This is a genomic window from Flavobacterium sp. ACN2 (genome assembly GCF_002303885.1).
GTDB lineage: Bacteria > Bacteroidota > Bacteroidia > Flavobacteriales > Flavobacteriaceae > Flavobacterium.
In genome coordinates, this window is sequence record NZ_MRCM01000021.1 from 43,334 (window position 1) to 69,221 (window position 25,888).

40 protein-coding genes are annotated in these 25,888 nt (G+C 34.2%); 1 reads left to right on the forward strand and 39 read right to left on the reverse strand.

The features are described from left to right. Nucleotides 1-7 precede the first annotated feature (7 nt). Entirely contained in the window at nucleotides 8-628 is a 621-nt protein-coding gene (gene recR / locus BSF41_RS21110) for a recombination mediator RecR (RefSeq protein WP_095931485.1), read from the reverse strand. A 130-nt stretch (nucleotides 629-758) separates the two neighbouring features. Next, nucleotides 759-1,124, reverse strand: coding sequence for a CoA-binding protein (locus tag BSF41_RS21115; protein WP_095931486.1), 366 nt, complete (start codon nucleotides 1,122-1,124; stop codon nucleotides 759-761). A 152-nt stretch (nucleotides 1,125-1,276) separates the two neighbouring features. Here BSF41_RS21115 and BSF41_RS21120 point away from each other — a divergent pair, with 152 nt between their 5' ends. Continuing rightward, nucleotides 1,277-1,903: a MarC family NAAT transporter gene (locus tag BSF41_RS21120; RefSeq protein ID WP_095931487.1), complete on the forward strand. Its 627-nt coding sequence runs from the start codon at nucleotides 1,277-1,279 to the stop codon at nucleotides 1,901-1,903. 76 nt (nucleotides 1,904-1,979) lie between these two features. Here the strand turns inward: BSF41_RS21120 and ctlX are convergent, their stop codons facing one another. From ctlX to rpsL, 37 genes are all read right to left on the reverse strand, one after another. Beyond that, complete coding sequence (gene ctlX, locus BSF41_RS21125) at nucleotides 1,980-2,915, reverse strand: citrulline utilization hydrolase CtlX (protein ID WP_095931488.1); 936 nt, start codon at nucleotides 2,913-2,915, stop codon at nucleotides 1,980-1,982. A 90-nt stretch (nucleotides 2,916-3,005) separates the two neighbouring features. After that, complete coding sequence (locus BSF41_RS21130; RefSeq protein ID WP_095931489.1) at nucleotides 3,006-3,920, reverse strand: dimethylarginine dimethylaminohydrolase family protein; 915 nt, start codon at nucleotides 3,918-3,920, stop codon at nucleotides 3,006-3,008. Nucleotides 3,921-3,982: 62 nt separating this feature from the next. Continuing rightward, on the reverse strand, nucleotides 3,983-5,260 hold the full coding sequence (locus tag BSF41_RS21135) for a citrate synthase (protein ID WP_095931490.1): 1,278 nt from the start codon (nucleotides 5,258-5,260) through the stop codon (nucleotides 3,983-3,985). Between the two features lie 153 nt (nucleotides 5,261-5,413). Beyond that, the gene (eno, locus tag BSF41_RS21140; RefSeq protein WP_095931491.1) at nucleotides 5,414-6,706 is read right to left on the reverse strand and encodes a phosphopyruvate hydratase; all 1,293 of its coding nucleotides are present in this window, start codon (nucleotides 6,704-6,706) and stop codon (nucleotides 5,414-5,416) included. A 111-nt stretch (nucleotides 6,707-6,817) separates the two neighbouring features. Next, a complete protein-coding gene (carA, locus tag BSF41_RS21145) occupies nucleotides 6,818-7,927 on the reverse strand; it encodes a glutamine-hydrolyzing carbamoyl-phosphate synthase small subunit (protein ID WP_095931492.1) in 1,110 nt (369 codons plus the stop codon). A gap of 245 nt (nucleotides 7,928-8,172) precedes the next feature. Continuing rightward, a complete protein-coding gene (gene rplQ / locus BSF41_RS21150) occupies nucleotides 8,173-8,664 on the reverse strand; it encodes a 50S ribosomal protein L17 (protein WP_095931493.1) in 492 nt (163 codons plus the stop codon). A gap of 62 nt (nucleotides 8,665-8,726) precedes the next feature. Next, the gene (locus BSF41_RS21155) at nucleotides 8,727-9,719 is read right to left on the reverse strand and encodes a DNA-directed RNA polymerase subunit alpha (RefSeq protein WP_008464329.1); all 993 of its coding nucleotides are present in this window, start codon (nucleotides 9,717-9,719) and stop codon (nucleotides 8,727-8,729) included. Between the two features lie 21 nt (nucleotides 9,720-9,740). Next, nucleotides 9,741-10,346 carry a 30S ribosomal protein S4 gene (gene rpsD, locus BSF41_RS21160; RefSeq protein ID WP_095931494.1) on the reverse strand — a complete coding sequence of 202 codons (606 nt, stop codon included), beginning with the start codon at nucleotides 10,344-10,346 and terminating at the stop codon, nucleotides 9,741-9,743. Nucleotides 10,347-10,437: 91 nt separating this feature from the next. After that, nucleotides 10,438-10,821, reverse strand: a complete 384-nt coding sequence (gene rpsK / locus BSF41_RS21165; RefSeq protein WP_026727866.1) for a 30S ribosomal protein S11 — start codon at nucleotides 10,819-10,821, stop codon at nucleotides 10,438-10,440. Between the two features lie 8 nt (nucleotides 10,822-10,829). After that, on the reverse strand, nucleotides 10,830-11,204 hold the full coding sequence (gene rpsM, locus BSF41_RS21170) for a 30S ribosomal protein S13 (RefSeq protein ID WP_095931495.1): 375 nt from the start codon (nucleotides 11,202-11,204) through the stop codon (nucleotides 10,830-10,832). A 2-nt stretch (nucleotides 11,205-11,206) separates the two neighbouring features. Then, nucleotides 11,207-11,323 carry a type B 50S ribosomal protein L36 gene (gene ykgO, locus BSF41_RS21175; protein WP_002987490.1) on the reverse strand — a complete coding sequence of 39 codons (117 nt, stop codon included), beginning with the start codon at nucleotides 11,321-11,323 and terminating at the stop codon, nucleotides 11,207-11,209. Between the two features lie 12 nt (nucleotides 11,324-11,335). Continuing rightward, nucleotides 11,336-11,551, reverse strand: a complete 216-nt coding sequence (infA, locus tag BSF41_RS21180; protein WP_007136545.1) for a translation initiation factor IF-1 — start codon at nucleotides 11,549-11,551, stop codon at nucleotides 11,336-11,338. 7 nt (nucleotides 11,552-11,558) lie between these two features. Continuing rightward, complete coding sequence (gene secY / locus BSF41_RS21185; RefSeq protein ID WP_007803669.1) at nucleotides 11,559-12,905, reverse strand: preprotein translocase subunit SecY; 1,347 nt, start codon at nucleotides 12,903-12,905, stop codon at nucleotides 11,559-11,561. Nucleotides 12,906-12,918: 13 nt separating this feature from the next. Continuing rightward, complete coding sequence (gene rplO, locus BSF41_RS21190; protein WP_095931496.1) at nucleotides 12,919-13,371, reverse strand: 50S ribosomal protein L15; 453 nt, start codon at nucleotides 13,369-13,371, stop codon at nucleotides 12,919-12,921. 11 nt (nucleotides 13,372-13,382) lie between these two features. Continuing rightward, the gene (rpmD, locus tag BSF41_RS21195; RefSeq protein ID WP_008464315.1) at nucleotides 13,383-13,565 is read right to left on the reverse strand and encodes a 50S ribosomal protein L30; all 183 of its coding nucleotides are present in this window, start codon (nucleotides 13,563-13,565) and stop codon (nucleotides 13,383-13,385) included. A gap of 11 nt (nucleotides 13,566-13,576) precedes the next feature. After that, nucleotides 13,577-14,101 (reverse strand): 30S ribosomal protein S5, encoded by a 525-nt coding sequence (gene rpsE, locus BSF41_RS21200; RefSeq protein ID WP_085949269.1) that lies wholly within the window; start codon nucleotides 14,099-14,101, stop codon nucleotides 13,577-13,579. A gap of 3 nt (nucleotides 14,102-14,104) precedes the next feature. Continuing rightward, a complete protein-coding gene (gene rplR / locus BSF41_RS21205; protein WP_035650451.1) occupies nucleotides 14,105-14,455 on the reverse strand; it encodes a 50S ribosomal protein L18 in 351 nt (116 codons plus the stop codon). 11 nt (nucleotides 14,456-14,466) lie between these two features. Continuing rightward, complete coding sequence (gene rplF / locus BSF41_RS21210; protein WP_095931497.1) at nucleotides 14,467-15,009, reverse strand: 50S ribosomal protein L6; 543 nt, start codon at nucleotides 15,007-15,009, stop codon at nucleotides 14,467-14,469. Nucleotides 15,010-15,028: 19 nt separating this feature from the next. Further along, on the reverse strand, nucleotides 15,029-15,427 hold the full coding sequence (gene rpsH / locus BSF41_RS21215; RefSeq protein ID WP_008464306.1) for a 30S ribosomal protein S8: 399 nt from the start codon (nucleotides 15,425-15,427) through the stop codon (nucleotides 15,029-15,031). 105 nt (nucleotides 15,428-15,532) lie between these two features. Next, on the reverse strand, nucleotides 15,533-15,802 hold the full coding sequence (rpsN, locus tag BSF41_RS21220) for a 30S ribosomal protein S14 (protein WP_008464305.1): 270 nt from the start codon (nucleotides 15,800-15,802) through the stop codon (nucleotides 15,533-15,535). Between the two features lie 3 nt (nucleotides 15,803-15,805). Continuing rightward, nucleotides 15,806-16,357, reverse strand: a complete 552-nt coding sequence (rplE, locus tag BSF41_RS21225) for a 50S ribosomal protein L5 (RefSeq protein WP_012022484.1) — start codon at nucleotides 16,355-16,357, stop codon at nucleotides 15,806-15,808. Nucleotides 16,358-16,359: 2 nt separating this feature from the next. Next, the gene (rplX, locus tag BSF41_RS21230; protein ID WP_026727873.1) at nucleotides 16,360-16,674 is read right to left on the reverse strand and encodes a 50S ribosomal protein L24; all 315 of its coding nucleotides are present in this window, start codon (nucleotides 16,672-16,674) and stop codon (nucleotides 16,360-16,362) included. Nucleotides 16,675-16,685: 11 nt separating this feature from the next. Then, on the reverse strand, nucleotides 16,686-17,054 hold the full coding sequence (gene rplN / locus BSF41_RS21235; protein ID WP_007803649.1) for a 50S ribosomal protein L14: 369 nt from the start codon (nucleotides 17,052-17,054) through the stop codon (nucleotides 16,686-16,688). A 2-nt stretch (nucleotides 17,055-17,056) separates the two neighbouring features. After that, on the reverse strand, nucleotides 17,057-17,317 hold the full coding sequence (gene rpsQ / locus BSF41_RS21240) for a 30S ribosomal protein S17 (RefSeq protein WP_012022485.1): 261 nt from the start codon (nucleotides 17,315-17,317) through the stop codon (nucleotides 17,057-17,059). A gap of 17 nt (nucleotides 17,318-17,334) precedes the next feature. Next, nucleotides 17,335-17,526, reverse strand: a complete 192-nt coding sequence (rpmC, locus tag BSF41_RS21245; protein ID WP_008464297.1) for a 50S ribosomal protein L29 — start codon at nucleotides 17,524-17,526, stop codon at nucleotides 17,335-17,337. 12 nt (nucleotides 17,527-17,538) lie between these two features. Continuing rightward, on the reverse strand, nucleotides 17,539-17,964 hold the full coding sequence (rplP, locus tag BSF41_RS21250) for a 50S ribosomal protein L16 (protein ID WP_008464295.1): 426 nt from the start codon (nucleotides 17,962-17,964) through the stop codon (nucleotides 17,539-17,541). A gap of 19 nt (nucleotides 17,965-17,983) precedes the next feature. Further along, nucleotides 17,984-18,742, reverse strand: a complete 759-nt coding sequence (gene rpsC / locus BSF41_RS21255) for a 30S ribosomal protein S3 (protein ID WP_008464292.1) — start codon at nucleotides 18,740-18,742, stop codon at nucleotides 17,984-17,986. Between the two features lie 5 nt (nucleotides 18,743-18,747). Then, nucleotides 18,748-19,161: a 50S ribosomal protein L22 gene (rplV, locus tag BSF41_RS21260; RefSeq protein WP_095931498.1), complete on the reverse strand. Its 414-nt coding sequence runs from the start codon at nucleotides 19,159-19,161 to the stop codon at nucleotides 18,748-18,750. Nucleotides 19,162-19,169: 8 nt separating this feature from the next. Then, entirely contained in the window at nucleotides 19,170-19,448 is a 279-nt protein-coding gene (gene rpsS / locus BSF41_RS21265; protein ID WP_008464288.1) for a 30S ribosomal protein S19, read from the reverse strand. 6 nt (nucleotides 19,449-19,454) lie between these two features. Beyond that, on the reverse strand, nucleotides 19,455-20,279 hold the full coding sequence (rplB, locus tag BSF41_RS21270; RefSeq protein ID WP_008464287.1) for a 50S ribosomal protein L2: 825 nt from the start codon (nucleotides 20,277-20,279) through the stop codon (nucleotides 19,455-19,457). 9 nt (nucleotides 20,280-20,288) lie between these two features. After that, nucleotides 20,289-20,579 carry a 50S ribosomal protein L23 gene (gene rplW, locus BSF41_RS21275; RefSeq protein ID WP_008464286.1) on the reverse strand — a complete coding sequence of 97 codons (291 nt, stop codon included), beginning with the start codon at nucleotides 20,577-20,579 and terminating at the stop codon, nucleotides 20,289-20,291. A 7-nt stretch (nucleotides 20,580-20,586) separates the two neighbouring features. Next, nucleotides 20,587-21,216, reverse strand: a complete 630-nt coding sequence (gene rplD, locus BSF41_RS21280; protein WP_095931499.1) for a 50S ribosomal protein L4 — start codon at nucleotides 21,214-21,216, stop codon at nucleotides 20,587-20,589. Further along, nucleotides 21,216-21,833 (reverse strand): 50S ribosomal protein L3, encoded by a 618-nt coding sequence (gene rplC / locus BSF41_RS21285; RefSeq protein WP_095931500.1) that lies wholly within the window; start codon nucleotides 21,831-21,833, stop codon nucleotides 21,216-21,218. The genes rplD and rplC overlap by 1 nt, the downstream gene beginning before the upstream one ends. Nucleotides 21,834-22,239: 406 nt before the next feature. After that, nucleotides 22,240-22,545: a 30S ribosomal protein S10 gene (gene rpsJ, locus BSF41_RS21290; RefSeq protein WP_007803605.1), complete on the reverse strand. Its 306-nt coding sequence runs from the start codon at nucleotides 22,543-22,545 to the stop codon at nucleotides 22,240-22,242. 10 nt (nucleotides 22,546-22,555) lie between these two features. Further along, nucleotides 22,556-24,712 carry an elongation factor G gene (gene fusA / locus BSF41_RS21295; RefSeq protein WP_095931501.1) on the reverse strand — a complete coding sequence of 719 codons (2,157 nt, stop codon included), beginning with the start codon at nucleotides 24,710-24,712 and terminating at the stop codon, nucleotides 22,556-22,558. Nucleotides 24,713-24,723: 11 nt separating this feature from the next. Beyond that, nucleotides 24,724-25,200, reverse strand: a complete 477-nt coding sequence (gene rpsG, locus BSF41_RS21300) for a 30S ribosomal protein S7 (protein ID WP_017495022.1) — start codon at nucleotides 25,198-25,200, stop codon at nucleotides 24,724-24,726. Between the two features lie 24 nt (nucleotides 25,201-25,224). Continuing rightward, nucleotides 25,225-25,608, reverse strand: a complete 384-nt coding sequence (gene rpsL / locus BSF41_RS21305) for a 30S ribosomal protein S12 (protein ID WP_007136570.1) — start codon at nucleotides 25,606-25,608, stop codon at nucleotides 25,225-25,227. Between the last annotated feature and the right edge of the window lie 280 nt (nucleotides 25,609-25,888).

The following is a 25,888-nucleotide window of genomic DNA, read 5'->3' on the forward strand; positions in this document are numbered from 1 at the left end:
GGTTTAGTTAATTGTTTTTAAATGTTTTTTCAAAAGGAACTCTATGCAAGATGCTTCGTCCAAGTGTTATTTCGTCTGCATATTCTAATTCATCTCCAACCGATATTCCTCTCGCAATTGTCGAAATTATAATATCAGAATCTGCAATTTGTTTATAGATATAAAAATTCGTTGTATCTCCTTCCATAGTTGAGCTTAACGCAAAAATAATCTCCGCTACATTTCCAGATTTTACTTTTGTTACTAAGCTAGAAATATTTAACTGATTTGGGCCTACTCCTTCAATAGGTGAAATTTTACCTCCAAGCACATGATATATTCCTCTAAATTGCCCTGTATTTTCTATTGCCATAACATCTCTAATATCTTCTACAATACATATTGTTTCATGATTTCTAACTGGATTAGCGCAAATCTCGCACATTTTAGTATCAGAAATATTATGGCAACTTTCACAAAACTTAATATCCTCACGCATTTTCAATAATGCTTGAGACAAAAAAGCTGTTTGTTCTTTAGGTTGTTTTAATAAATGAAGAACTAATCGAAGTGCCGTACGCTTACCTATACCAGGTAATTGCGACATTTCGTTTACCGCTTTTTCAATTAATTTTGATGAAAATTCCATGACGACAAAAGTAATACTTTTAATGGTTTAGCCTACATTACAGCCATTAAATTCAAAGCTTAACACTAACGAAAATTTATTACGAAACACCTTTCTTTTCAATGTTAAAATGAAAGTGACAAATAATATTTTAGTATTGATTTGTAGCCAACAAAACTAATGTACAAGCTACCTCTACTTGAATATCATTTAATTCTAGTAATTGGTACAACTCTGGGTTTTCTGTTCCTGGATTAAAAATCACTCGTTTAGGATGTGACTCAATAATATAATTATAATAATCTCTCTGACGAATAGGATTTAAATACAAAGTGATGGTATCAATATTTTTAACTGGTATCGCCTTAGTTTGAATTTTTACTCCAGCAACTTCTCCTGCTTTTTGTCCGATTGCTAAAACAGAATGTCCTTTTCCTGCCAGCATATTTACTGCTCTATAAGAATAACGTTCTGGATTTGTAGATGCTCCTATGACTAATGTTTTTTTATTTTTCATTGTTTTTGTTTAGACTGCAAAAGTAATCAAAAAGAACGATTTAACTTCATGTCTTTGATTCAGAATAAACAGCAATAAAAACATTATTATAACATAATTTCACATAAAAACATCAAAAAATAATTACATTTACTTCAACCAATCAATATAATATGGAATTATTTATTTACTTATTTGCTGCCTTGTTCTCAGTGCTAAACCCAATTGGAACTGTACCTATTTTTGTCGGATTAACACAACACGACTCTCAAAAAGAAAGATCACGAATCTCTCTTTGGACCGCAATCAATGTTTTCATCATATTATTGGTTTCTTATTTCATTGGCCAATATGTTTTAACTTTTTTCGGAATCAGCATAGACGCCTTAAGAATTGCGGGCGGAATTGTAATTGTAAATTCTGGTTTTTCTTTACTTTCTGGAAAATTCAACAAGAAACGAGGAATCAATAAAAAAATTGAAAATGAAGCGCAACACAGAAATGATATTGCATTAACACCTTTAGCAATACCAATGCTTGCTGGCCCTGGATCGATGTCTCTTTTAATTGCTTTTTATCAAGAGCATCATGAAATAAACGAAATTATAATTTCATCATTAGCGATTCTAGCAATTGCTGTAGCGATTTTTGCTATTTTAAAAAGCGCTCATTATTTAGCTAGAATTTTAGGAGCATCTGGAATTGTCGCTATTTCAAGAATTGTTGGTTTTATCGTTATTTCTATCGGAATTCAATACATAGTAAGTGCTATAGTAAATATTATAAAAGGAAATTTTTAACTCCAAAATATTCTTAAAAAGAAAGGGATAAAATCAAGTATGATTTTATCCCTTTCTTTTTATTAGATCTTTTATTTTAACTTCTCGGTAAGAAAACTTCCGCCATCATACATCTTGCACTTCCTCCGCCACAAGCTTCAATTGTATCAAGGCTTGAGCTTAAGATTTCTGCATGATTTTCCAATTGAGCAATCTGTTTTGGAGTTAAGATCTGGTGTGCAGAAGCACTCATAACAATATATCTCTTATCATCTTTTCCGCGAACTTCTAGCATATTTCCTGCAAAATTATTCACTTGGTCTTCTGTTATTAAAATAACTTCCTTTTGATCTTGTTTAAGATTATCCAGAACCATTTTTCGTTCTTTCTTATCATCGATAGAATCTGCACAAATAACAGCAAAAGTTTCACCTAAACACATCATTACATTAGTATGATAAATTAGTTTACGCTCGCCATCAACCGTTTGAAAAGCTTCAAAAATAACAGGAGCATAATCAAAATCTTCGCAGAATTCTATAAAAAGCTCTTCATCTGCTCTTGGAGATAGTGCGCAATATGCTTTTCCATTAGCTCTATCTAACAACAAACTTCCTGTTCCTTCTAAGAAAATGCCATCTTCTTCTGCTGAAGTATAATCCATGATATTAGAAATTTCGAATCCTTTTTCTTCCAAAGTATCCAAAATATCTTCACGACGTTCTTGACGACGATTTTCAGCAAACATCGGATAAAGTGCTACATCACCATTTTCATGAAATGAAACCCAATTGTTTGGAAAAATACTATCAGGAGTATCAGTCTCTAAATTGTCATCAACAACAGTAACATCTACTCCGACTGCTCTTAATTTTTCAACAAAAGCATCAAATTCCTGTTGTGCTTTAGCATTAACAGTACTTGGTAAAAGTTCGTCTAATACTTTTTGATAATAATTATTTACAGCCGTCTGTTCATTCATCCTGAATGCAACTGGGCGAATCATTACTATTGCGTTTGTTGTTTGTCTCATTTTTTATATTTTTTTTGTTTCACGTTTCAAGCTTCAGGTTTCACGTCTTGCAAAAATTTGAAATCTGAAACTTGAAACAAAAAACTATTTTTACTCTCTAATTAATGGAAGCGTTGAACATCTTAACAAACCTTCTTGCTTTGAAATTTCAGCATATGGAATTTCTTCAACAGTAAAACCATTTTCACGAAGCCAATTATTCAATCTCGTGAAATTCTTTTCAGAAACCACCACATTTTCATCAATTGAAAATACATTCGAAAACATATTATACATTTCGTTTCTTTCAATATGAAATAGATTTTCTTTTCCGAAAAGCTTCACTAAATAAAGATAATCTGCCTCCTCTCGAAAGCCTCTTTTATAAATAATACCTTTATTTTTTCCAACGGGCTGGAAACAACAATCCAAATGTAACGCATTATCTCTTGCTTCTAATTTAGATTTTACCAAATCAAATTCTTTTACAATCTTATTAGGAAATAACGATTTGATATAGTTTACACCATGCATATTGGTTCTTGCTGTAATGTAGTCTTTATAATCACTTCCTTTATAAGTTCCGATAAAAATATGATCATTCCAAAGCATCACATCTCCTCCTTCAATATGAACTTCTTCTGGAGGACGAACCACTTTTAATGGATCTATCTGATCAATTACATATTGAATAGCATCTAATTCGCGTTCTCTATCTGGAAGAATATTCGATTTCACAAAGATATCATCAATTACGAATCCAATATCTCTTGCAAAAATCTGATTGTAGTTTTCAATCATCTCCGGACGATAAACTGTAACATCATATTTCTGAAAAACAGCATTAAAAGCATCCATTTCAGCAACCATATCTTTTTCTAAAGGATAAGTTCCCGCCTTAATATGTTCCAATGATTTAGGATCATAAGCCTCTTCTATAGTTGGAGTTGGTCCATTATGAACAGCAGAACCCAAAACTACAGCACGAAGTCGAGACGTTTCGTTCTTTACATTTAATTGCAACATAACTCTATTGTATTTTGAGCAAATATAAAAAAAGCTTCACAGTTAAGTGAAGCTTTCGTTTTTTATTTATTAGACTTAAACTCTCGTAAAGGATGTCCTGTATAAATTTGTCTTGGTCTTCCAATTGGTTCTTTGTTTTCACGCATTTCTTTCCATTGCGCAATCCAACCAGGCAGTCTTCCAATTGCAAACATAACAGTAAACATATCAGTTGGAATTCCTAAAGCTCTGTAGATAATTCCAGAGTAGAAATCAACGTTTGGATATAAGTTTCTTGCTTTGAAGTATTCGTCTTCAAGTGCAGCTTTTTCTAATTTTCTTGCGATATCTAAAATCGGATCTTCAACACCTAAAGTCTCTAATACTTCTGTTGCTGCTTTTTTGATAATTTTAGCTCTTGGATCAAAGTTTTTGTAAACTCTGTGTCCGAATCCCATTAAACGGAAAGGATCATTTTTGTCTTTTGCTTTTGCTAAGAATTTATCTGTATCTCCGCCATCTTTATTAATTTCTTCAAGCATTTCAAGTACAGCTTGGTTTGCTCCACCGTGAAGTGGCCCCCATAAAGCTGAAACTCCTGCAGATACCGAAGCAAATAAACCTGCGTGAGAAGAACCTACCATTCTAACAGTAGATGTAGAACAGTTTTGTTCATGATCTGCGTGAAGAATAAATAATTTATCTAAAGCATTTACGATTACTGGATTTGCAGCATAAGGACCAGTAGGCAATTTAAACATTAATTGCATAAAGCTTTCTACATATCCTTTTGTATTATCGTAGTAGTTTAAAGGATAACCCATAGATTTTCTATAAGTCCATGTAGCAATTACAAGAAACTTTGCCATTGTTTTACAAATAGCCTCGTACATTTCTTTTTCATTATCAACATTAACTGCTTTAGGGTTAAATGCTGTTAAAGCACTAGTTAAAGCAGATAACACTCCCATTGGGTGAGCCGTTTTAGGAAAACCGTCAATGATATTTTTCATTTCTTCGTTTACCAAAGAATGCTTTTTGATACCATTTTCAAAATCTTCTAATTGTGAAGCTGTAGGCAATTCACCAAAAATCAAAAGATAAGATACTTCTAAGAAATTAGCTTTTTCTGCAAGATCTTCGATTGAGTATCCTCTGTAACGTAAAATTCCTTCTTCTCCGTCTAGGAAAGTGATTTCGCTTGTACAAGACCCTGAATTTTTATAACCAGGATCAAGTGTTATAAAACCTGTTAAATCACGTAATTTGTTAATATCGATAGCTGATTCGTTTTCGCTTCCTGTGATTACTGGAAGCTCAATCTTTTTACCATCTATTTCTAATGTAGCTATTTTTGACATAATATACTGGAAATAATTCTTTAAATAATAATTTATCAAATCTAATGAATTTAAGACTAATTAAAAAAAGAATACTGCTATGAATTTGTTAAAACTCCAAAAAAAAACCATTCATTAAAAAATGAATGGTTTATCTTAATATATCTCTTATGATTATTTAATCTTGAAAGCATTTAAACCAGGGAAATAAGCAGTGCTTCCTAATTCTTCTTCAATTCTTAATAATTGATTGTATTTTGCCATACGATCTGAACGAGAAGCAGAACCAGTTTTAATTTGACCACAGTTTAAAGCAACAGCTAAGTCAGCAATTGTGTTATCTTCAGTTTCTCCAGAACGGTGAGACATTACAGATGTGTAACCAGCATTTTTCGCCATGTTTACAGCTGCAATAGTTTCAGTTAAAGTTCCAATTTGGTTTACTTTTACCAAGATAGAGTTAGCAATTCCTTTTTGGATTCCTGTAGACAAACGCTCAACATTAGTAACAAACAAATCATCACCTACTAATTGCACTTTGTCACCAATTTTTTCAGTCAAATATTTCCATCCATTCCAATCATCTTCATACATACCATCTTCGATAGAAATAATTGGATATTTAGCAGCAAGTTCAGCTAAGTAATCAGCCTGCTCTTCAGAAGTTCTGATTTTTCCAGTTTCACCTTCAAATTTAGTATAATCGTATTTACCGTTTACATAAAACTCAGAAGCAGCACAGTCAAGAGCAATCATAATTTCGTCACCGAAAGAATAACCTGCTTTTTCAACAGCTAATTTAATTGTATCTAACGCGTCTTCAGTACCACCAGCTAAGTTTGGAGCAAAACCACCTTCGTCACCTACAGCAGTACTCAAACCTCTATCGTGTAAAACTTTCTTCAAACTGTGGAAAATTTCAGTTCCCATTTGCATAGAATGCGTAAAAGAAGTTGCTTTTACTGGGAAAATCATAAACTCTTGGAACGCGATAGGCGCATCAGAGTGAGAACCACCGTTGATGATGTTCATCATTGGAACTGGTAACGTATTAGCAGAAACACCACCTACGTATCTGTATAATGGCAATCCAAGTTCATTAGCAGCAGCTTTTGCCGCAGCTAAAGAAACTCCTAAAATAGCATTAGCTCCTAATTTAGATTTATTTGGAGTTCCATCTAAATCAATCATTAATTGGTCAATTGTGTTTTGTTCGAAAACAGAAGTTCCCACTAATTCTTCAGCAATAACAGTATTTACATTGTTCACTGCATTCAAAACACCTTTACCTAGATAAGCTTTACCTCCATCACGTAATTCAACAGCTTCGTGTTCTCCAGTTGATGCTCCAGATGGAACAGCAGCTCTACCTAAAACTCCATTTTCAGTTACTACATCTACTTCAATAGTAGGATTACCTCTAGAATCAAGAATTTGTCTTGCGTGAACTTTAATTATAATACTCATTATTTTTGTTTTTTATTAATAAATTATATTTTTTTTTCGAAATTATAAAAATATTTAATACTATAAACGCATTGTAGTCATTAAACACCTTTATTTATTAACTACATCGTTTTAGGCTTTGTCGCTTTTAATATTCTCTACAAATTGGTCAAACAAATATGACGAATCGTGTGGTCCTGGACTAGCTTCTGGGTGATACTGAACTGAGAAACAATTTTTATTCTTCATCCTCATTCCTGCCACAGTACCATCATTCAAGTGAACATGAGTAATTTGTAATTCTGGATGATTTTCCAATTGCTCTCTCTTAACAGCAAAACCGTGGTTTTGAGATGTTATTTCACCTTTACCTGTAATAAGATTTTTTACTGGGTGGTTAATCCCTCGGTGTCCATTAAACATCTTATAAGTTTCAACTCCATTAGCCAAACCAATTACTTGATGCCCCAAACAGATCCCGAATAAAGGTCTATCTTCAGCAAGAATTTTCTTTGCTACTTCTATCGCACCAAATAAAGGATCTGGATCCCCAGGTCCATTTGACAAGAAAAACCCATCTGGATTAAACGAATTTAAATCCTCATAAGTTGAGTTGTACGGAAAAACTTTAATGTAGCAATCTCTCTTAGCAAGATTTCTTAAAATATTCTTTTTAATTCCAAGATCTAAAGCTGATATTTTATAAGTAGCATTTTCGTCGCCAAAGAAATATGGTTCTTTAGTTGAAACTTTAGAAGCCAATTCCAAACCTTCCATATTAGGAACATTAGCCAACTCTTTTTTCAAATCCTCGATTGAAGTTCCATCTGTACAAATTACTGCATTCATAGCACCATTATCTCGAATGTAGCTTACAAGTGCACGCGTATCAACATCAGAAATACAGATTAAATTTTGTTTAGCAAAATAATCCTCTAAACTTCCCGAAGCATTTTCTCTAGAATAATTAAAACTAAAGTTTTTACAAACTAAACCGGCAATTTTAATACTATCAGATTCAACTTCAGAATCATTAACACCATAGTTTCCGATATGTGTATTTGTAGCAACCATTATTTGCCCAAAATAAGAAGGATCAGTAAAAATTTCCTGATACCCAGTCATCCCTGTGTTAAAACAAACTTCACCAAAAGTTTTACCGCTAATCCCGATAGATTTTCCGTGAAAGATTGTTCCGTCACTAAGTAATAAAATGGCGCTTTGTCGTGTTGTGTATTTCATTATTTAATTTGTATTGTTTTTTAATCAAGTTATAAAACCAAAATATAGGTTTTAAGTGTAATTAGAATTTTGCAAATTTACTTCTTTAAAATAGCCCCTCCAAGATTTTTTAAAACTTTCATCGGTAAAAATAAAACCTATCATTTTAAATAAGTTACATTTTTACGGTTTCAAAAAAATCAAAAAAAAAGGATAAACTAAAAATTAGTTTATCCTTGATCTCTATAGAATGATTACTTTCATAATTATTCAGAAGCTTCAGTAGTCGTTTCTGTTTCAGCAGCAGGAGCTTCTGGAGCAGCAGTTTCAGCTTTTTTAGCTTTACCACCACGACGGCTTTTCGCTTTTTTAACTTCTTTTTTACCTCCGTTGTAAAGTTCATTAAAATCTACAAGTTCGATCATTGCCATATCAGCATTATCTCCCAAACGATTTCCAACTTTAATGATACGAGTGTATCCACCTGGACGGTCTCCAACTTTAGCAGCCACATCTCTGAACAAGTCAGTTACAGCATATTTGCTACGTAGGTAAGCAAAAACAATACGACGATTATGAGTCGTATCTTCTTTTGATTTAGTGATTAAAGGCTCAACGAATTGTTTAAGCGCTTTAGCTTTAGCAACAGTAGTGTTAATACGTTTGTGCTCAATAAGAGAACAAGCCATATTAGCCAACATAGCTTTTCTATGTCCAGTCTGTCTGCTTAAGTGGTTGAATTTTTTTCCGTGTCTCATGACGTGTTTTTTTTATCTTCATCTTGCTACAATCCACTATGGAGAGCAAAATATGAAGTAAATTATTCTTTATCTAATTTGTATTTAGCTAAATCCATTCCAAAAGTTAAATTCTTCACTGCAACAAGTTCATCAAGTTCAGTTAAAGATTTTTTACCAAAATTACGGAATTTCATTAGGTCATTTTTATTGAACGATACTAAATCACCAAGTGTATCAACTTCAGCCGCTTTCAAGCAATTTAATGCTCTCACAGATAAATCCATATCAACAAGCTTAGTTTTAAGCAATTGTCTCATATGCAATGACTCTTCATCATACGATTCTGTTTGTGCAATTTCGTCAGCCTCAAGTGTAATTCTTTCATCAGAAAACAACATGAAATGGTGAATTAAAACTTTAGCAGCTTCAGTAAGAGCATCTTTTGGATTAATAGATCCATCAGTTTTAATTTCAAAAACTAATTTTTCGTAATCTGTTTTTTGCTCTACACGGAAATTTTCGATTGCATATTTTACATTTTTTACCGGAGTAAAAATAGAATCTGTAAAAATTGTTCCAATTGCAGCATTCTGTTTTTTGTTCTCTTCAGCAGGAACGTATCCTCTACCTTTCTCGATTGTTAAATCGAAGTTCAATTTGATTTTAGAATCTAAATTACAGATAACAAGGTCTGGATTCAAAACTTGAAAACCTGAGATAAATTTTTGAAAATCACCTGCTGTTAATTGATCTTTACCAGAAACAGAAATAGTAACTGATTCATTATCGATATCTTCAATCTGACGTTTGAAACGTACTTGTTTAAGATTAAGGATAATTTCGGTAACATCCTCAACAACACCTGAAATAGTAGAAAACTCATGATCTACACCTTCGATACGAACAGATGTAATTGCATAACCTTCTAACGCTGAAAGCAAAACTCTTCTAAGTGCATTACCAACTGTCAATCCGTAACCAGGTTCTAAAGGTCTAAACTCAAATTTACCTTCAAAATCGGTTGAATCGATCATGATAACTTTATCGGGCTTTTGAAAATTAAATATTGCCATAAATTTCGACTAAGTCAATTATTATTTGTTGTACAACTCTACGATTAATTGTTCTTTAATGTTTTCTGGAATTTGAAGTCTCGCAGGTACAGAAACGAAAGTTCCTTCTTTAAGATCATTGTTCCAAGTAATCCATTCATAAACATGACTTGAATTTGATAAAGAACGTTCGATAGCTTCTAAAGATTTAGATTTTTCACGAACTGCAACTTTATCACCAGGCTTAAGGTGGTAAGAAGGAATATTAACAACCTCTCCATTTACAGTAACGTGTCTGTGAGAAACGATTTGACGCGCACCTCTTCTAGATGGAGCAATTCCCATTCTAAAAACAACATTATCTAATCTTGCTTCGCATAATTGTAATAAAACTTCACCAGTTACTCCTTTAGTCGCTGATGCTTTTTCGAATAAATTTCTGAATTGTTTTTCTAAAATTCCATAAGAATATTTAGCTTTTTGCTTTTCCATTAACTGAACAGCGTACTCAGATTTTTTTCCTCTTTTTTTAGCCATCCCGTGTTGTCCAGGTGGGTAATTTCTTTTTTCGAAAGATTTATCATCTCCGAAGATTGCCTCGCCAAATTTACGAGCGATTTTGGTTTTAGGACCAGTATATCTTGCCATTTTAAAAAAAATTTAAGGTAGAAATTATGAATTCAGGTCTAATCCTTCGATAATCTATGTTCTACCTTGTTTATACTATAAAAATAAAAAATTAAACTCTACGTCTTTTCGGAGGACGACATCCGTTGTGAGGCATTGGAGTAACATCAATAATTTCTGTAACTTCAATTCCACCGTTATGAATAGAACGGATAGCAGACTCACGTCCGTTACCTGGTCCTTTTACATAAACTTTCACTTTTTTAAGTCCTGCCTCAAGTGCTACTTTAGCGCAATCTTCTGCTGCCATTTGAGCTGCATAAGGAGTGTTCTTTTTAGAACCTCTGAAACCCATTTTACCAGCTGAAGACCAAGAGATAACTTCACCTTTCTTATTAGTCAAAGAAATAATAATGTTATTAAAAGTGGCAGAAATATGAGCCTCACCCGTTGATTCAACGATAACTTTACGTTTTTTTGCAGTTGCTTTAGCCATATTACTTATTATTTAGTTGCTTTTTTCTTGTTAGCAACAGTTTTTCTTTTACCTTTTCTTGTTCTTGAGTTGTTTTTAGTTCTTTGTCCTCTTAATGGAAGACCAGATCTATGACGAATACCTCTGTAACATCCGATATCCATTAAACGTTTAATGTTTAAAGAAATTTCAGAACGTAATTCTCCTTCAATTTTGTAAAATGAAACAGCTTCACGAATTGCTCCGATTTCATCATCATTCCAATCTTGAACTTTTTTATCTTGGCTAACTTGAGCTTTTTCCAAAATCTCGATAGCTCTACTTTTTCCTAATCCGAAGATGTGGGTAAGTGCAATAACACCTCTTTTGTTTTTTGGGATATCTACCCCTGCTATTCTTGCCATAATTATCCTTGTCTTTGTTTAAATCTAGGATTCTTTTTGTTTATTACGTACAGTCTCCCTTTTCTACGCACGATAATGCACTCGGCACTTCTCTTTTTTACTGATGCTCTAACTTTCATAGTGAATATCCTTTAATATCGATAAGTAATTCTTGCTTTTGACAAATCGTAAGGACTCATTTCTAGTTTCACTTTATCACCAGGTAATAATTTGATGTAATGCATTCGCATTTTACCAGAAATATGAGCAATTACAATATGTCCATTTTCTAACTCTACACGGAACATCGCATTTGATAATGCTTCAATGATTGATCCGTCTTGTTCTATTGCTGATTGTTTTGCCATAAATATATTAAGCTACCGCTTTTCTATTTTTACCAGTCTTCATTAAACCATCATAATGTTTGTTTAACAAGTATGAATTGATTTGTTGAATAGTATCTATTGCAACACCAACCATAATTATTAATGAGGTACCTCCAAAAAACATCGCCCAAGATTGTTGTACATCCATAATACTTACAACAATAGCTGGGAACACAGCAATCAAAGCAAGGAATAAAGATCCTGGGAAAGTTATTAAAGACATCACTTTATCAAGGAAATCAGAAGTTTCTGCTCCAGGACGAACTCCAGGAATAAAACCGCCGCTTCTCTTCAAATCATCAGCCATTTTGTTAGTAGGTACAGTGATCGCAGTATAAAAGAATGTAAATACAATAATTAAAGTTGCAAAAACAAAATTATACCAGAAACCAAACATATTACTAAATGCACCAACAATAGATTGTGATGTATCTGATTTAGACAATCCAGCTACAGCCGCAGGAATAAACATAATTGCCTGAGCAAAAATAATTGGCATAACTCCAGAAGCATTAAGCTTTAGAGGAATCCATTGTCTATTACCTCCTGCCAAATCTTGCTCGTAATCTCCTGTAGTTGTACGACGAGCATACTGAACAGGGATTCTACGCACTGCCATTGTAAGCAATACACAAGAAATGATAACTAATAACCACACAATAATTTCAATAACTAATAACATTGGACCTCCATTGTTATTGGTAACACGAGTTGTAAACTCTTGGATAAAAGCTTGCGGTAAACGAGCTAAAATACCAACCATAATTAACAATGAAATACCATTTCCAATACCTTTATCTGTAATTTTCTCACCCAGCCACATAGCAAAAATTGTACCAGTAACTAAAATGATAACAGACGAGAACAAAAATTCAGGAGAATTAAAGCCTAGCAAAAATGCATTACTAGGCAATGTTCTGTATAAATTATAGATATAAGTTGGACCTTGAACCAATGTGATAGCGATTGTCAACCAACGAGTGATTTGATTAATCTTTTTTCTACCACTTTCCCCATCATTTTGAAGTTTTTGTAAATATGGAATCGCAATCCCCATCAACTGAACAACAATAGACGCAGAAATATAAGGCATGATACCTAAGGCAAAAACTGAAGCCTTAGAGAAAGCACCCCCGGTGAACATGTCTAGAATAGATCCTAGACCATTTTTAGTTTGTCCCGCTAAACCAGTCAATTGCGTTGCGTCAATTCCAGGAAGCGTAACGTGTGCTCCAAAACGATATACTAAAAGCAATCCTAATGTAATTAAGATTCTATTCTTTAGTTCTTCGATTTTCCAAACATTACTTATTGATTCAATAAATTTCTTCATCTTAATAGATAAGTTATATAGTTACAGCTTCTCCACCAGCAGCTTCGATAGCAGCTTTTGCAGTAGCAGTAAATTTGTGGGCAGTTACTTTTAATTTTGCTTTCAATTCTCCTCTACCTAAAATCTTAACGATTTCATTTTTAGTAGCTAGACGATTTGCTACGAATTCTGTCATAGAAACAGAATCAGTAATTGCACCGTTATCAACTAATAATTGAAGAGTATCTAAATTAACACCTTCGTATTCTTTACGATTGATGTTTTTGAAACCAAACTTAGGTACACGTCTTTGAAGTGGCATTTGCCCTCCTTCAAAACCAATCTTTTTAGAATAACCAGAACGAGATTTTGCTCCTTTGTGTCCACGTGCAGCGGTACCACCTTTTCCAGAACCTTCTCCTCTACCTAATCTTTTATTTTGATTGTGTGTAGATCCCTCAGCAGGTTGTAAGTTACTTAAATTCATAACAGTATTTGTTATTTAGCTTCTTCAACAGAAACTAAGTGTTTAACTTTGTTTATCATCCCAAGGATAGCAGGATTTGACTCATGCTCCACAACTTGTCCAATTTTACGTAGACCTAAAGCTTCCAACCCTCTCTTTTGAGAAAGAGGACAGTTGATTTTGCTTCTTACTTGTTTTACTAATAATTTAGCCATAATTTCCTGAATTAACCTTTAAAAACTTTCTCTAAAGAAACACCTCTTTGTTTTGCAACAGTATGAGCGCTTCTCATTTGCAATAAAGCATCAAAAGTTGCTTTTACTACGTTATGTGGATTTGATGATCCTTGAGATTTAGACAATACATCGTGAATACCTACTGACTCAAGAACTGAACGAACAGCTCCACCAGCAATAACTCCAGTACCATGAGACGCTGGAATTAAGAATACGCGTGCACCACCAAATTTACCTTTTTGTTCGTGAGGAACAGATTGTCCATTCAAAGGAATTCTAACTAAATTTTTCTTAGCATCTTCTACTGCTTTCGCAATTGCTTCAGAAACGTCTTTAGATTTTCCTAATCCATGACCAACTACTCCATTTTCATCACCTACAACTACAATAGCAGAAAAACCGAAAGCTCTACCACCTTTTGTAACTTTAGTAACACGATTAACACTAACTAGACGATCTTTTAATTCAAGACCACTAGGTTTTACCAATTCTACATTTTTGTATTTAGACATAATATATTAGAATTTAAGTCCAGCGGCTCTTGCGCCTTCTGCTAATGATTTAATACGCCCGTGATATAAATATCCACCTCTATCAAAAGTGATGGTATCAATCCCAGCTTTTAACGCTTTCTCTGCAACTAGTTTTCCAACAGCAGCAGCTACTTCAACGTTAGTACCTTTTCCTATTTCTTTTTCTCTAGAAGATGCAGCTAAGATAGTAACTCCATTTACATCATCAATAATTTGAGCGTAAATTTCTTTATTACTTCTAAAAACAGAAAGTCTAGGTCTTGCAGCAGAACCACTAACCGATTTTCTAATTCTGAATTTAATTCTCTGTCTTCTTTCAGATTTTGTTAATGACATAATCTTATATTTTAAGCTGATTTACCTGCTTTTCTTCTTAATACTTCACCCACAAATTTAACACCTTTTCCTTTGTATGGCTCAGGCTTACGGAAACCTCTAATTTTCGCAGCTACTTGACCTAAAAGTTGTTTATCAAACGATGTTAATTTTACGATAGGGTTCTTACCTTTTTCAGATACTGTTTCTAAAGATACTTCTGGAGCAATTTCTAAAACAATATTGTGAGAATATCCAAGAGCTAAATCTAATTTTTGACCTTGGTTTGAAGCTCTATAACCTACTCCAACTAATTCTAGTTCTTTTGTGAAACCTTCAGATACACCAACAATCATATTATTGATCAAAGATCTAAATAATCCGTGTTTTGCTCTATGGTCTTTATGATCAGACGATCTTTCAACTAAAACTTGATCGCCTTCAACAGTTACATTTACGTCCGAAAACTCTTGTACTAGTTGACCTCTTTTTCCTTTTACTGTAATTATACTGTCTTTAACTTCAACAGTTACACCAGCAGGGATTACAATTGGGCTTTTACCTATTCTTGACATCTTTATCTAGTGTTTAAAATTAGTATACGTAACAAATTACTTCACCACCTACATTTAATTGCTTAGCTTGTTTTCCTGTCATCAAACCTTTTGATGTAGAAACAATAGCAATTCCTAATCCGTTAAGGATTCTAGGTAATTTGGCAGCACCTGCGTACTTACGTAAACCAGGTTTACTAATTCTTTGGATATCTTTGATTACAGGCTCTTTAGTATCTTTATCATACTTCAAAGCAATTTTGATAGAACCTTGAACTGTGTTCTGCTCAAATTTGTAACTTAAGATATAACCTTGATCAAATAAGATCTTAGTTATCTCTTTTTTAAGATTAGATGCTGGAATTTCAACAACTTTGTGGTTTGCAGCCACAGCGTTACGAACTCTAGTCAAATAATCTGCAATAGGATCTGTATACATATGTATTTGATTGCGATTATGGTTTTCGGGAGATACTCATCTCCCGAACCTTTAATCAATTAAAAATTATTTTTTGGTTTGCAAAAGTAATAACTTATTGCCAGATTACCAAGATGCTTTTTTAACACCAGGAATTAATCCATTGTTAGCCATTTCACGGAAAGTTACACGTGAAATACCGAATTGACGGATGTAACCTCTAGGTCTACCTGTTAACTTACAACGGTTGTGTAAACGAACTGGTGAAGCATTTTTAGGTAATCTTTGTAAACCTTCATAGTCTCCAGCTTCTAATAAAGCTTTTCTCTTTTCAGCGTACTTAGCTACCGTTTTCTCTCTTTTCACCTCGCGGGCTTTCATTGATTCTTTAGCCATGTCTTAATTCTTTTTAAAAGGTAATCCTAATTCAGCCAATAATGACTTTGCTTCCTTGTCTGTTTTTGCAGTAGTAACAAAAGTAATATCCATTCCTGAAATTTTGTTTACTTTGTCAATATCAATTTCTGGGAAAATGATTTGCTCTAAAACTCCAAGATTGTAGTTACCTCTTCCGTCGAATCCAGTAGCTTTAATACCACCAAAATCTCTAACACGTGGTAAAGCAGAAGTGATAAGTCTATCTAAAAACTCATACATTCTTTCTCCACGTAAAGTAACTTTTGCTCCAATAGGCATTCCTTTTCTCAATTTGAAAGACGCAACGTCTTTCTTAGAGATTGTAGAAACTGCTTTTTGTCCAGTGATCTTTGTTAACTCATCAACTGCATAGTCAATAAGTTTTTTATCAGATACAGCTGCACCAACTCCACGGCTCAAAACGATTTTCTCAAGTTTAGGAACTTGCATCACGTTTGTATATCCGAACTCTTCTTTAAGAGCAGAGATTACTCTACTCTTATATTCTTCTTTTAGTCTAGGTGTATATGCCATTACTATAGTACTTGATTAGATTTTTTTGAAAATCTTACTTTCTTATCTCCTTCTACTCTAATACCTACTCTAGTTGTCTCCTTAGTTTTAGGATCAATTAAAGCAATGTTAGAAATTTGAATAGAAGCTTCTTTCTTAACGATACCACCTTGAGGGTTTTTAGCACTTGGTTTAGTATGTTTAGAAACCATGTTTACACCTTCAACGATCGCTTTGTTTTTTTCACGGTAAACACGTAAAACTTTACCTTCAGCCCCTTTATGGTCTCCAGCAATAACTCTTACGATATCTCCTGATTTTATTTTTAGCTTTATCATCTTAAAACGAATTAAAGCACTTCTGGTGCTAATGATACAATTTTCATGAATTGTTTTTCACGAAGTTCTCTTGCTACCGGACCAAAAACACGAGTTCCTCTCATTTCCCCTGCAGCGTTCAAAAGAACACATGCATTGTCATCGAAACGGATATAAGAACCATCAGCTCTTCTCACTTCTTTTTTAGTACGCACAACAACTGCAGTTGAAACAGCTCCTTTTTTCACGTTTCCGTTTGGAGTTGCATCTTTGATAGAAACTACAATTTTGTCACCAACAGAGGCATATCTTCTTTTAGTACCTCCTAAAACACGAATAGTTAAAACTTCTTTAGCTCCCGTGTTATCTGCTACTTTTAGTCTTGATTCTTGTTGTACCATAATTATTTAGCTCTTTCTAAGATTTCAACTAATCTCCAACATTTTGTTTTACTTAAAGGACGCGTTTCGCTAATTCTTACAGTATCTCCAATGTTACAGTCGTTTGTTTCGTCGTGTGCAACATATTTCTTAGTTTTCAACACGAACTTACCGTATAATGGGTGTTTTACTTTTCTTACTTCCGAAATAACGATAGATTTATCCATCTTATTTGAAGTAACAACACCTATTCTTTCTTTTCTTAAATTTCTTTTTTCTTCCATCTTTCAGCAGAATACAATTATTGTAACTCTCTTTTAGTTAACTCTGTAGCTAATCTTGCAACTGTTCTTCTAACGCTTCTAATTTGAAGTGGGTTAGCAATTGGAGAGATTGCGTGAGCCATTTTTAGGTCAGCATATACTTTCTTAGTTTGACTAAGCTTTTCTTGCAACTCCGCTGCAGAAAGATCTTTTATTTCTGATTGTTTCATAATAAATATAAATTATGCTTCGAAATCTCTAGCAACGACGAACTTAGTTTTTACTGGAAGTTTTTGAGCTGCAAGACGTAAAGCCTCTTTTGCAACTGACAATGGAACTCCTCCAACTTCAAACATAATTCTTCCTGGTTTAACAACAGCAGCCCAATACTCAACTGCTCCTTTACCTTTACCCATACGTACTTCAAGAGGTTTCTTAGTAATAGGTTTGTCTGGGAAAATTTTAATCCATAATTGTCCCTCTCTTTTCATGTAACGAGTTGCAGCGATACGTGCAGCTTCGATTTGACGAGAAGTTAAGAACATTCCATCTTCATGTACAGATTTAATACCAAACATTCCATTTGAAAGTTCATGCCCTCTTTGAGAGTTACCTTTCATTCTACCTTTTTGTACCTTACGGTATTTTGTTCTTTTAGGCTGTAACATTTTTCTTTAGTTTAAAAATTTACTTTCTTTTACGAGCGTCTGGTTTTCCACCTTTGTTAAAGTTAGATTTGCCTCTAGGAGCATCTCCACCTTTTCCACCACCTGTACCAGATTGTTTTTTGTCCATTCCAGCAAGTGGAGAAAGTTCTCTCTTACCGTAAACTTCACCTTTCATGATCCACACTTTGATCCCCATTCTACCGTAAGTAGTGTGAGCTTCAGCAAGTGCATAATCAATGTCAGCTCTGAAAGTTGATAGAGGAATTCTACCTTCTTTGAAACCTTCCGAACGCGCCATCTCAGCACCATTCAAACGACCAGAAATCAAAACTTTGATACCTTCAGCGTTCATACGCATAGAAGCAGCAATAGCCATTTTGATTGCACGTCTGTAAGAAATACGGCTTTCGATTTGACGAGCGATGCTTGTCGCCACAAGATAAGCATCTAACTCAGGTCTTTTAATTTCAAAGATGTTGATTTGAACCTCTTTGTCAGTAACTTTCTTAAGTTCTTCTTTTAACTTGTCTACCTCTTGTCCACCTTTTCCGATAATGATACCAGGTCTAGCAGTAGTGATAGTAACGGTTACAAGTTTCAAAGTTCTCTCGATGATTACTTTTGATACACTAGCTTTTGATAAACGAGCGTGGATATACTTTCTGATTTTGTGATCTTCGGCAAGTTTATCACCGTAATCATTTCCACCATACCAGTTTGAGTCCCATCCTCTGATGATACCAAGTCTATTTCCAATTGGATTTGTCTTTTGTCCCATGCTGCTTAAGAATTGCTTTGTGTGTTATTGATAGCTCCAAGCACGATTGTTACGTGATTAGAACGTTTTCTTATTCTGTGTGCACGACCTTGTGGAGCTGGACGAAGTCTTTTTAACATCATTCCACCATCTACTCTGATCTCTTTAACAAATAATCCAGCCTCTTCTAAATTACCTTCACTATTTTTTTGCTCCCAGTTATTGATTGCAGATAATAATAGTTTTTCTAATTTTCTTGAAGCTTCTTTAGAACTGAATTTTAAAATGTTAAGTGCTCTTTCTACCTTCTGACCTCTTACCAAGTCCGCTACTAAGCGCATTTTTCTAGGTGAAGTAGGGCAGTTATTCAATTTTGCGAAAGCGATAGACTTATTAGCCTCTTTTCTCGCATCTGCTGTTTCTCTTTTACGAACTCCCATTGCTTCTTTTATTTTTTACCTTTATTTTTTGCTCCAGCATGACCTCTAAAAGATCTAGTTGGCGAAAACTCTCCTAATTTGTGACCTACCATGTTTTCTGTTACGTAAACTGGTACAAATTGACGACCGTTATGAACTGCGATAGTTTGTCCAACGAAATCTGGAGTAATCATTGAAGCTCTAGACCAAGTCTTAACAACTGCATTTTTACCACTTTCTACGTTTTCCTGAACTTTCTTGTCTAATTTATAATGAACGAAAGGTCCTTTTTTTAATGAACGTGCCATATCTTATTATTTCTTTCTACGTTCTACGATATACTTGTTACTCGGGTTTTTCTTAGAACGAGTTCTGTAACCTTTAGCTGGCAATCCGTTTCTTGAACGTGGGTGCCCTCCAGAAGAACGTCCTTCACCACCTCCCATAGGGTGATCAACTGGGTTCATCGCTACTGGTCTAGTTCTAGGTCTTCTTCCTAACCATCTTGTTCTACCTGCTTTTCCAGATACAACTAATTGGTGGTCAGAGTTAGAAACAGCTCCAATTGTAGCCGAACAAGTTAACAAGATTAATCTTGTCTCACCAGAAGGCATTTTAATTGTTGCATATTTCCCGTCTCTTGCCATTAACTGAGCAAAAGTTCCAGCTGAACGAGCGATAACCGCTCCTTGTCCTGGACGTAACTCAATACAAGATATAACAGTTCCAAGAGGAATTCTGCTTAAAGGTAATGTATTACCGATTTCTGGTTGAGACTCTGGTCCAGAAACTAATTTCTGACCAACTTTCAATCCATTTTGTGCGATAATATAAGTTTTCTCTCCATCAGCGTAAGCTAATAAAGCGATAAATGCAGTACGATTTGGATCATATTCAATTGATTTCACTGTAGCTGGAATTCCATCTTTAGTTCTTTTAAAATCAATAATACGATATCTCTGCTTGTGACCACCACCCGTATAACGCATGGTCATCTTTCCTTGACTATTTCTACCTCCTGAGTTTTTTATCGGCGCTATCAATGAGCGTTCCGGCTTATCAGTTGTAATAGCGTCATAACCATTCACAACTCTAAATCGCTGACCCGGGGTAATAGGTTTTAATTTTCTTACTGACATTTTTCTATCTTAGATATTGTTGTAAAAATCAATTGTTTCTCCTTCTTGTACTTGTACAATTGCTTTTTTATAAGCATTTGTCTTTCCACTGATTAAACCACTTTTAGTGTATTTAGTAGATCTATCTGGTCTCACATTCATTGTGTTAACAGAAACGATAGTTACTCCATAAGCAGCTTCAACAGCTTTCTTAATCTCAACTTTGTTTGCTTTTTTGTTAACAACGAATCCGAAGCGGTTTAGAACTTCACTTTCTTTGGTTACTTTTTCCGTTACTATAGGTCTAATAATAATGCTCATATTCCTATTATTTACTTAAATTTTCTTCAATTAACTCTAAAGAACCTTCCAAAAGCACTAAATTACTAGCGTTTAATATTGCGTAAGTGCTTAATTCTGAGCTAGTTACGACGTTTGAAGCCTTTAAATTACGTGACGACAAATATACATTTTTATTTGACTCACCCAACACAAATAAAGTTTTTTTATTCTCTAACCCTAAAGCTTTCAAAACGTTAATGAAATTTTTAGTGTTTGGTGCTTCAAAATTAAAGTCTTCTAAAACTACGATATTTGACTCTTTTGCTTTGATTGAGAAAGCTGATTTTCTAGCTAATCTCTTCAAGCCTTTATTCAATTTGAATGAATAACTTCTCGGTCTTGGTCCGAAAACTGTTCCACCACCTTTAAACAATGGATTCTTAACACTTCCTGCACGTGCAGTACCAGTTCCTTTTTGTTTTTTAATCTTACGCGTACTTCCAGTTACTTCAGCTCTTTCTTTAGCTTTATGAGTACCTTGTCTTTGATTAGCAAGATATTGCTTAACATCAAGATATACTGCGTGATTGTTTGGCTCAATTGCGAATACTGAATCAGAAAGTTGAACTTTTCTACCAGTATCTTTTCCGTTGAAATCTAATACTTTTACTTCCATTACTTCTGAATGATTACATAAGAGTTTTTGTGCCCAGGAACGCATCCTTTAACAACAAGTAGATTCTTATCAGCAACTACTTTTAAAACTCTAAGGTTTTGAATTTTTACATTTTCTCCTCCCATTCTTCCAGCCATACGCATTCCTTTGAATACTCTAGATGGATAAGAAGAAGCTCCTACAGAACCTGGCGCTCTTAAACGGTTGTGCTGACCATGAGTAGCTTGTCCAACACCACCAAAACCGTGACGTTTAACAACACCTTGGAAACCTTTACCTTTAGACACACCTTGTACATCCACAAATTCTCCTTCTGCAAAAATAGTAACATCTACAAGATCCCCTAATTTTTGTTCAGTTGCAAAATCCTGAAATTCAACGACTTTTTTCTTAGCAACAGTTCCAGCTTTTTTAAAGTGCCCTAAAGCAGCTTTAGTAGAATGTTTCTCGTTTTTGTCATCGAAACCAAGTTGCAACGCTTCATACCCGTCAACCTCTTTGGTTCTGACTTGGGTAACAACGCATGGGCCAGCTTCGATTACTGTACAAGGAATATTTTTCCCGTTTTCATCAAAGATACTAGTCATGCCGATTTTCTTACCAATTAACCCAGACATAAATATTAATTATTAATTACTAAAATTCCCTTCAATTTGAAAATAACAGAAATTTCCAAACAGGGAGTGCAAAAGTAGACATTAAAAACGAATATACCAAACAGTTGCAAAAATTAAATCGCTCATAATCAAAATCCAAGCTCCAAAACAACACCAAAACCGACCTTAATTATAACAAAATTTGAGTCTATTTTTTTCAATCTTCAAGCAACCCAATCATAACAATTAATTAATAAAATCGCAACAAAAAAACTCGCACCCCTTTAAAACAAAGGCTTTTACAAAAAAGTAAAAATTTTTATAAATAAAAAATAAATAAATTCCACAACCTAAAAACAACTTTTTAAAACAAAAAAAGCGAGACAAAAAATGCCTCGCTTTTTATATAAAAAAAATATAAAAAAAATTATACTTTAATCTCTACTTCAACTCCACTTGGTAATTCAAGTTTCATTAAAGCATCAATAGTTTTAGATGAAGATGAATAAATATCAATCAATCTCTTGTATGACATTACTTCAAATTGCTCTCTCGCTTTTTTGTTAACGTGCGGAGAACGCAATACAGTGAAAAGTTTTTTGTGAGTTGGCAACGGAATTGGACCTGTTACAACCGCTCCAGTAGTTTTTACTGTTTTTACGATCTTTTCAGCAGATTTATCTACCAACATGTGATCGTAAGATTTTAGTTTTATTCTGATTTTTTGACTCATTTTCTTAAAATTAAGCGTTACCTTTTGCTTTTTTGATTACCTCTTCTGAAATATTAGAAGGTGTTTCTGCATAGTGAGAAAACTCCATTGTTGAAGTTGCTCTACCAGAAGACAATGTTCTCAATGTAGTTACATAACCAAACATTTCTGATAAAGGCACATCAGCTTTAATCGTTTTAGCACCATTTCTATCACCCATATCATTAACCTGACCTCTACGACGGTTCAAGTCACCCACGATATCACCCATGTTTTCTTCTGGAGTAATAACTTCGATTTTCATGATTGGCTCAAGAATAACAGCTCCAGCAGCACGTCCAGATTCTTTATAACCCATTCTTGCAGCTAATTCAAAAGATAATGCATCAGAATCCACAGGGTGGAAAGATCCATCAGTTAAAGTAACTTTTAAACTATCCACAGCATAACCTGCTAATGGACCAGTTTTCATAGCTTCTCTAAATCCTTTTTCAACAGCAGGGATATATTCTTTAGGAACGTTACCACCTTTTACAGCATTGATAAATTGTAATCCAACTGGAACTTTACCATCAACTTCATCAGCAGGCTCGATTGTAAATACGATATCACCGAATTTACCACGACCTCCAGATTGTTTCTTGTAAGTCTCTCTATGTGTTGCAGATCTTGTAAACGCTTCTTTGTACTCAACTTGAGGCTCACCTTGGTTTACTTCAACTTTAAATTCACGTTTCATACGATCTACTAAGATATCTAAGTGAAGCTCACCCATACCTGAAATAATAGTTTGACCAGAAGCCTCATCAGTTCTAACTGTAAATGTTGGATCCTCTTCAGCTAATTTAGCTAAAGCCATACCCATTTTATCAACGTCAGCTTTTGTTTTTGGCTCAATAGCAATACCAATTACTGGATCAGGGAATTTCATAGACTCCAATACAATTGGATTCTTTTCATCACAAAGAGTATCTCCTGTTTTAATATCTTTAAATCCAACAGCAGCACCAATATCTCCAGCCTCAATAAATTCGATTGGATTTTGTTTATTAGCGTGCATTTGGTAAATACGAGAAATTCTTTCTTTATTACCAGAACGAGTATTTAAAACATAAGAACCAGCATCTAAACGTCCAGAATATGCACGGAAGAAAGCTAAACGTCCAACGAATGGATCAGTAGCAATTTTAAATGCTAAAGCAGCGAATGGCTCTTTAACATCTGGCTTACGTAAAATTTTCGTTTGATCTTCCTCTAATAAATCAGCGTCGTCAGGATGAATTCCTTCAATACCTTCTTTATCTAATGGAGATGGCAAATATTTACAAACAGCATCTAACATGAACTGAACTCCTTTATTTTTGAAAGAAGAACCAGCAAGCATAGGAATGATTGCCATATCAATAGTAGCCGCTCTTAATGCATTGTTGATTTCTTCCTCTGTAATAGAGTTTTCATCTTCCATGTATTTATCCAAAAGATTTTCATCATAAGTTGCAATCTCTTCGATAAGAATAGAACGATATTGTCTTACTTCATCAACCATATCAGCCGGGATATCAACGATATCAAAAGTAGCTCCTTGAGTTTCATCATGCCATACGATAGCTTGATTTTTAACTAAGTCAACAATACCTTTAAAATCTGCTTCATCACCAATAGGCAAAGTAATTGCAACCGCATTCGATTTCAACATATCTTTAACCTGTCCGCATACAGCTAAAAAGTTAGCACCTTGACGGTCCATTTTATTTACGAATCCCATACGAGGAACTCTATATTGATCAGCAAGTCTCCAGTTAGTTTCTGATTGAGGCTCAACACCATCAACTGCACTAAATAAGAAAACCAAACCATCAAGCACACGTAAAGAACGGTTTACCTCTACAGTAAAGTCAACGTGTCCAGGAGTATCAATAATATTAAAGTGGTATGGTAATGATTCTGGAATAACTTTACCTTGTACAGTTGGAAAATTCCAAGTACAAGTTGTAGCAGCAGAAGTAATTGTAATACCTCTTTCTTGCTCTTGAGCCATCCAGTCCATTGTTGCAGCACCATCGTGCACCTCACCAATTTTGTGTGACTTTCCAGTATAAAAAAGAATACGCTCAGTTGTTGTTGTTTTACCAGCATCAATGTGAGCAGCGATTCCGATATTTCTTGTATATTTTAAATCTCTAGCCATTTCTTTACGAATTAAAATCTAAAATGAGAGAATGCTTTGTTAGCCTCTGCCATTTTGTGAGTATCCATTCTTTTCTTAACTGCAGCACCTTCTTCTTTAGCAGCAGCTAAACACTCTGAAGCTAAACGTTGTGCCATAGATTTTTCATTTCTTCTTCTTGAATAAAGTATTAACCACTTCATTGCCATAGAAATTTTTCTGTCTGGACGAATTTGCATTGGGATTTGGAATGTAGCTCCACCAACTCTACGGCTACGTACTTCTACGTGAGGCATAACGTTTGTTAAAGCATCTTTCCAGATCTCTAATGAAGTTTTCTCATCATTTTGCTTTTTAGATTCGATGATATCAATAGCATCATAAAATACTTTAAAAGCTGTAGATTTCTTACCATCCCACATTAAGTTATTCACAAAACGTGTTACTAATTGGTCATTAAACCTTGGATCCGGTAAAAGTGGTCTTTTCTTTGCCGCTCTTTTTCTCATGTCTTTTTCTTAAAAGTTTTTAAATTACTTTTTTGCTTCTTTTGGGCGTTTAGCACCGTACTTAGATCTTCTTTGCGTTCTTCCTGCAACACCTGACGTATCAAGAGCTCCACGAACGATATGATATCTAACACCTGGTAAATCTTTTACCCTTCCACCTCGCACTAATACTATCGAGTGCTCTTGTAGATTATGTCCTTCTCCTGGGATGTAAGCATTCACCTCATTACCATTTGTCAAACGTACACGCGCAACTTTACGCATTGCAGAGTTTGGTTTTTTTGGTGTAGTAGTGTAAACACGCGTACAAACCCCTCTTCTTTGAGGACAAGAATCTAAAGCAACCGATTTACTCTTCTTAGTGATCTGAGTTCTTCCTGTTCTTACTAATTGTTGAATTGTTGGCATAATTAATACTAAAAATTATTATGTTTATTAAATTCCCGCTTTTTACGGGGTTGCAAATGTATAAAATAATTTTCACTATACAAACGTTAAATCATTAATTTTCAACAACATTATTTATATCTATGATTTCACAAAGAAACATTAGATATTTGCTTTACATTTAACTAACAAAACAATTGCTTTTGAAACAATTATATTACATACTCATTTTGCTCCTATCATCAAATTGTTTTGCGCAATCTTTCTACCTTAATATAAATGGAATAAACAAAAAACAAAG